The sequence below is a fragment of the Clostridium tarantellae genome (assembly GCF_009295725.1).
GTDB classification, from domain to species: domain Bacteria; phylum Bacillota; class Clostridia; order Clostridiales; family Clostridiaceae; genus Sarcina; species Sarcina tarantellae.
Genome location: NZ_WHJC01000212.1, coordinates 1 through 5874 on the forward strand (window position 1 = coordinate 1; position 5874 = coordinate 5874).

At 27.5% G+C, this 5874-nt stretch carries 6 protein-coding genes and 1 pseudogene; 1 reads left to right on the top strand and 6 read right to left on the bottom strand.

The features are described 5' to 3' along the window. Positions 1–152 precede the first annotated feature (152 nt). The 6 genes from GBZ86_RS11700 to pyrB are packed head-to-tail and all read right to left on the bottom strand — an operon-like array spanning position 153 to position 5019. A complete protein-coding gene (locus GBZ86_RS11700; RefSeq protein ID WP_152890880.1) occupies positions 153–1052 on the bottom strand; it encodes a dihydroorotate dehydrogenase in 900 nt (299 codons plus the stop codon). A gap of 14 nt (positions 1053–1066) precedes the next feature. Continuing rightward, the gene (locus GBZ86_RS11705; RefSeq protein WP_152890881.1) at positions 1067–1801 is read right to left on the bottom strand and encodes a dihydroorotate dehydrogenase electron transfer subunit; all 735 of its coding nucleotides are present in this window, start codon (positions 1799–1801) and stop codon (positions 1067–1069) included. Positions 1802–1814: 13 nt separating this feature from the next. Continuing rightward, on the bottom strand, positions 1815–2696 hold the full coding sequence (gene pyrF / locus GBZ86_RS11710) for an orotidine-5'-phosphate decarboxylase (protein WP_152890883.1): 882 nt from the start codon (positions 2694–2696) through the stop codon (positions 1815–1817). A 12-nt stretch (positions 2697–2708) separates the two neighbouring features. Further along, entirely contained in the window at positions 2709–3908 is a 1200-nt protein-coding gene (locus GBZ86_RS11715; protein WP_152890885.1) for a dihydroorotase, read from the bottom strand. 15 nt (positions 3909–3923) lie between these two features. Further along, positions 3924–4091 (bottom strand): aspartate carbamoyltransferase, encoded by a 168-nt coding sequence (locus tag GBZ86_RS11720; protein WP_152890887.1) that lies wholly within the window; start codon positions 4089–4091, stop codon positions 3924–3926. A gap of 4 nt (positions 4092–4095) precedes the next feature. Next, on the bottom strand, positions 4096–5019 hold the full coding sequence (pyrB, locus tag GBZ86_RS11725) for an aspartate carbamoyltransferase (RefSeq protein WP_152890889.1): 924 nt from the start codon (positions 5017–5019) through the stop codon (positions 4096–4098). A gap of 595 nt (positions 5020–5614) precedes the next feature. Between pyrB and GBZ86_RS11730 the strand changes: the two are divergent. Next, positions 5615–5874, top strand: a pseudogene (locus GBZ86_RS11730) (IS701 family transposase); the annotation flags it as partial.

Genomic DNA, 5874 nt, shown 5'->3' on the forward strand with positions numbered 1-5874 from the left:
GCAGACCACCTTCGGCACTTTAATTAAAGTTATCCACAAATTCTCAAAATTATAAGTTCCTAAAAAATAAAAAAACTATAAAATTAAAAGTAATTTTTAATTTTATAGTTTTTAATATATATTTTTTTAAAGATTATGTAAAAAAGTATGATCTATTTTATACATCCTACAATTTCATTAATATTTTTAATACCTTCTTTTATACAAAATTCTTCTAATCCTTTTATTATTTCTGGTGCTGCCATTGGATTAACAAAGTTTACAGTGCCAATTTGTATAGCACTAGCTCCCGACATCATAAACTCTATGGCATCTTCAGCTGTCATTATTCCTCCAAGCCCAATAACTGGTATATTTACAACTTTACAAACTTCATGAACCATTCTTAAAGCTATTGGCTTTATAGCTGGACCTGATAATCCTGCATATACATTATTAAAGATAGGTTTCCTATTTTTAATATCTATAGCCATACCTTTTAAAGTATTTATTAATGATATAGAGTCCGCACCTGCTTTTTCACATTTTACTGCCATATCACATATATCTTCTGCATTTGGAGATAGTTTTACCATCAAAGGCTTATTAGTTACTTTTCTTACTTTAGAAACCACTTCATAAGCTACATCTGATTTAATTCCAAAAGCCATCCCACCTGATTTAACATTTGGACATGATATATTAAGTTCTATCATATGAATGTCTGTATTATTTAATCTTGATACTGCCTCTTCATAATCTTCTATAGTAGCTCCACCTACATTAGCTATTATGTTTGTATTTAAATTTTTCATTTTAGGTATTTCTTCTAAAATAAATCTATCTACTCCTGGATTTTGTAAACCAACTGAATTCATTATTCCTTGGGGAGTTTCATATATTCTTAATCCTTCATTACCTTCTCTTCCATTTAAGGTAAGTCCCTTTGAACTTATTCCTCCTAATTGTCCAACATCATAGAAATTATTATATTCTGCTCCAAACCCAAATGTTCCCGAAGCTGCTATTACGGGGTTTTTAAAATCCACACCATTTATATTTACTTTTAACATATTAAACCTCTCCCTTAAAATTCTATCTCTAATCCATTGAAAACCGGACCATCTTTACAAGTTCTTTTATTTCCATATTTAGTTTTACAAGTACATACTAAACACGCTCCAACTCCACAAGCCATATGCTTTTCCATAGAAACATATACATTTACATTTTTATTTTTACACATTTGTACTACTTTTTCCATCATTACTTCAGGTCCACAACATAATACAGTATCGTATTTGTCAAGATCTAATATTTCTGTTATAAAACCTTTATGTCCTATATTTCCTGAGTTAGTTGATAATTTAATTTCATTAACATACTTAGCTATTTCTTTATCTAAATATGTCTCTTCTCTATATCCACCATAAAAATCTATAATTGCATCTTTATTTTTTTCTCTTAATACTTTACTTAATTGTAAAAGTGGTGCAACTCCTATACCTCCACCAACTAATGCAACTTTTCCATAATCTTTTTCTACATCAAAGCCATTTCCTAGTGGTCCTATAAGCTCTATTGAATCACCTTCCATTAAATGTTTAAATTCTTCAGTTCCTTTTCCTACTACTGCATATAAAAAAGTAACTATTTCACCTTCAACTTCACAAACACTTATAGGTCTCCCAAGTAATGCAGTTTTAGGTTTAAGCATATAAAATTGACCTGCTTTAATTTCTGTATTGTGAGTAACCTTTAATGCATATATTCCATCACATACTTTTACATTTTCTCTAACTATTGTTTTAAAATAATTCATCTATAGTTACCCCCTATTTATTATCTCTTAAATTTTTAACAGCAGTTCTTATGGAATCTCTCATATTTATAGCTTCTTTTCTAGCACATAATTCAAAATTTTCTTCATCATTCATTTCCTTATAAGCTAATAATATTTTTCTTGAGGAATTAACTACTCCTCCATTTCCATCCTTTAAATATAAAGCAACATCCTCAGCAGTTCCACCTTGTGCTCCATATCCAGGTATTAAAAAGAACATTTCACCAAGTTCTTCTCTCATTTTAGCTACTTCATCTGCATGTGTACATCCAACCACACCACCTACAGAATTGTATGCATTTTTACCCATATAATTCTTTCCTAAAGCTATAAGCTTTTTTCCTACTACATCATATACTTTCTCATCTTTTCCAACTGGCAAATACTCAATATCTTCAGCACCTTTATTTGATGTTCTTACAAGTACAAATAATCCCTTTGATTTATTTTTTAAATATGGTAAATAAGGTTCTATACTATCCATTCCCATATATGGATTTAACGTTATAAAGTCACTTTCAAAATCGCCTTCAAAATGAGCTTTTGCATACATGGAAGCTGTTGCAGCTATATCTCCTCTTTTAATATCCGCAATTATTAAAGCATCTTTTGATCTTAAATAATCTAAAGTATCCTTATAAGCTTTTAACCCTTTTAATCCTAAAGCTTCATAATATGCTATTTGCACCTTAAAGCATGCTACTACATCTAAAGTTGCATCTATTATTTTTTTATTAAAGTTAAATAATATTTCATCTTCACTATCATATTGCTTTTTAAACCAATTTGGCACATAATCTAAACTCGTATCTAATCCTAAGCAAACAGTTCCATTTTTTTCGACTTTTTCATATAACTTATCCATAATATTCATAAATAATCCTCCTTAAAATTCACCTTTGTAAACTATTTTTCCATTTTTAATTGTTAAAACTACATCTCCATATAATTCCATATCATGAAAAGGTGTATTTTTACTTTTTGAAATTAAATTTTTTCTATCTATCTTAAATTTCTTATTTATATCTACTAAAACTACATCACCGTTAAAACCTGGTTGAATTTTTCCCTTATTAATATTTAAAAGTTTACCTGCATTTGAACTCATTATTTTACTTAATTTATTTAAGTTTATATGCCCTGCTTTAACTAATTTTGTATAACATATTGGAAAAGCTATTTCTATTCCAGTCATTCCTGGTGCTCCTTTTTCCTTCTCTTCATCTGTATGTGGTGCATGATCTGTCCCTATACAATCTACATCACCATGAGATATAGCTTTTATTATAAAATCTACATCTTCTTTTTCTCTAATAGGTGGATTTACTCTATAATTACTTACAGTACTATCTAAAGCAATATGATGGGGAGTAACTTCGCAAGTTATTTTAGCTCCTTCACACTTTCCATCTATTATATATTTCATAGCTTCTTTTGTACTTACATGAGCCATATGTAATTTACAACCTACAAACTTAGCTAAAGAAATATCTCTCCAAGTCATCATATTTTCTGCTAATCTCATATCTATTTTAGAAAACTCAGCACTTTCTGCATGAGACATAACTATCCAATCATTATCCTTAGCAAATTTCATTGCATCCATCATTACCTTTGAATCTGATACACCTTTCCCATCATCTGTAATTGCTTTTAAATCTTTATTATTAACAAAGTCTTTTAAATGGTTAATATCATTCCCTTCTAAGTCTCTTGTTATAGATACTGTTTGATAAACATCTACTAACCCAACCTCTTTATTTTTATTTAAAACATATTTAAAAACCTCTAATGAACTACAAACTGGTTTAGTATTTGGCATTAAAGTAACGCTTGTATAACCACCTCTAACTGAAGCTTTTGATGCACTTTCTATATCTTCTTTATATGTAAAACCAGGATCTCTAAAATGTGCATGTGTATCTATAAAAGCTGGCATTAAAATTAATCCCTTCCCATCTACAAATTCACATTTTTTATTTAAATCCTTACCTAATTCTTTTATTAATCCATTTTCTATATACACATCACCAAAAAAATTATTACTTTCATCTATTACATTTACATTTTTTATTAATAAATTCATATTAACTCCTCCAAACTAAAACTTTTCAAAAGTATTTTCACCATCACAATATTCACAAATATATAATTTATTTTTTTCATCTAATAGTTTAAAACTTTGAGGTACATACTTTTCCGTTTGGGTAATACATCTTTGATTTTTACATTTATTTTCACTTGATTTTATATTATCTACTTTATTCATTAAATTATGCCTCCCCTAAAAGTTTAGCTATTAAAGCCATTCTTACATACATTCCAAACTTAGCTTGTTTAAAATAACATGCTCTTTCATCTTCATCTACTTCGTAAGAAATTTCATTTACCCTTGGCAATGGATGCATAACAATCATATCTTTTTTAGCTAACTCCATTTTCTTACCATCTAATATGTAAACATCTTTTAGTCTTTCATACTGAGCTAAATCAAAGAATCGTTCTTTTTGTATTCTTGTCATATAAAGAATATCTGCTTTTTTTATTCCATCTTCTAAGCTTGTTATTTCAATATAATCTATATTATTTTTTTCTAAAATTTCTTCTCTTATATAAGAAGGAATTCTTAACTCTATTGGAGATATTAAAATGAATTTATTATTTTTGTATCTAGATAAAGCCTTTATTAAAGAATGAACAGTTCTTCCAAATTTTAAATCCCCACATATTGCTATTGTATTACCCTCTAACTTCCCCTTTAAAGTTTTAATAGTTAAAAGATCAGTTAAAGTTTGTGTTGGATGTTGATGTCCACCATCACCCGCATTTATTACTGGAATATGAGAGTACATAGAAGCAACTTTAGCTGCACCCTCCTGTGGATGTCTAATAGCAGCTATATCTGTATAACATCCTACAGTTTTAATAGTATCTCTTAGAGATTCTCCTTTAGATACTGAACTTGAATTAGGTTCTGAAAATCCTATTACATTTCCTCCTAATCTCATCATTGCTGCTTCAAATGAAAATCTTGTTCTTGTACTAGGCTCGTAAAATAATGTAGCAAGTAATTTACCTTTGCATAAATCACTATACTCCTTTGGATTTGATATTATTTGATGTGCTAAATTAAAGATTTCATCCAATTCCTTTAATGTAAAGTCCTTTGGATCTATTAAGTGTTTTCCTTTTAACATATTACTCACTCCTTTTTAACCTCTCTGTGTTAAATTTAAAGAAGAAAAGTTATATAAATTTATGTTGTTGTATTAAAAAAAGCCTTCCTTGAATAAAGGAAGGCTTAATAATGTCATAATAATTACAGCATAAGATACCATTATATAACTTCCTTATTGACCTCTCTGGATCAAATTATAAGGTTTGTTTTTATTAGGTTTATTTTTATTGTTGTAATAATAACATAATTTCATTTTACTGTCAAACATTGTTTTAAATATTTTTTATGTTAAATTTTAGTTTAATATAAGTATGTATAAAAAATCATTTTTTATGTTATCCATATTTCTTTTTATTTTCTCTATATTTGCTTTACATTTATCATTGTGTTTTTTCTGTTTCTCTAATAAATTATTAAATAAACTTTTAATTTCCATAATGACCATCTCTTTTTTACAAATATTAATTTATATATAATTATACACTTGTTTTTTATAGTTTCACCACTTTACAAGTAATTAAAAATTAATTTTATAAAAAATGAACCAAATTCCTAAAACTGTGCAAACTATTAATACAACCAATACTAATAAAACACAGGAGGAATTTGGTTCTATGAATAGTATTGACGAAAAATCTATAATTAAAACATTAAACAGTTATTTAGTTGAGTATAAAAATATTTTTTATAAAAGAGGGTTTGAAAATTTTATTACATTGATAATGGCTATTTTATATATACAAGAAACTAAATCGGTTAAATTTTTGCATGAAAAATTTATAAAAAAGTATTGGGATAAATGTTTAAATAGCTTCTATTATTTTTTAGCCGATAAAAATTTAAACTCAACAGATTTAGCTATATCAACTTTAAA

Excerpts from the sequence above, each read along its gene's own strand:
- GBZ86_RS11700 (WP_152890880.1), bottom strand. The coding sequence starts at position 1,052 with ATGTTAAAAGTAAATATAAATGGTGTGGATTTTAAAAACCCCGTAATA.
- GBZ86_RS11705 (WP_152890881.1), bottom strand. The coding sequence starts at position 1,801 with ATGAATTATTTTAAAACAATAGTTAGAGAAAATGTAAAAGTATGTGAT.
- pyrF (WP_152890883.1), bottom strand. The coding sequence starts at position 2,696 with ATGAATATTATGGATAAGTTATATGAAAAAGTCGAAAAAAATGGAACT.
- GBZ86_RS11715 (WP_152890885.1), bottom strand. The coding sequence starts at position 3,908 with ATGAATTTATTAATAAAAAATGTAAATGTAATAGATGAAAGTAATAAT.
- GBZ86_RS11720 (WP_152890887.1), bottom strand. The coding sequence starts at position 4,091 with ATGAATAAAGTAGATAATATAAAATCAAGTGAAAATAAATGTAAAAAT.
- pyrB (WP_152890889.1), bottom strand. The coding sequence starts at position 5,019 with ATGTTAAAAGGAAAACACTTAATAGATCCAAAGGACTTTACATTAAAG.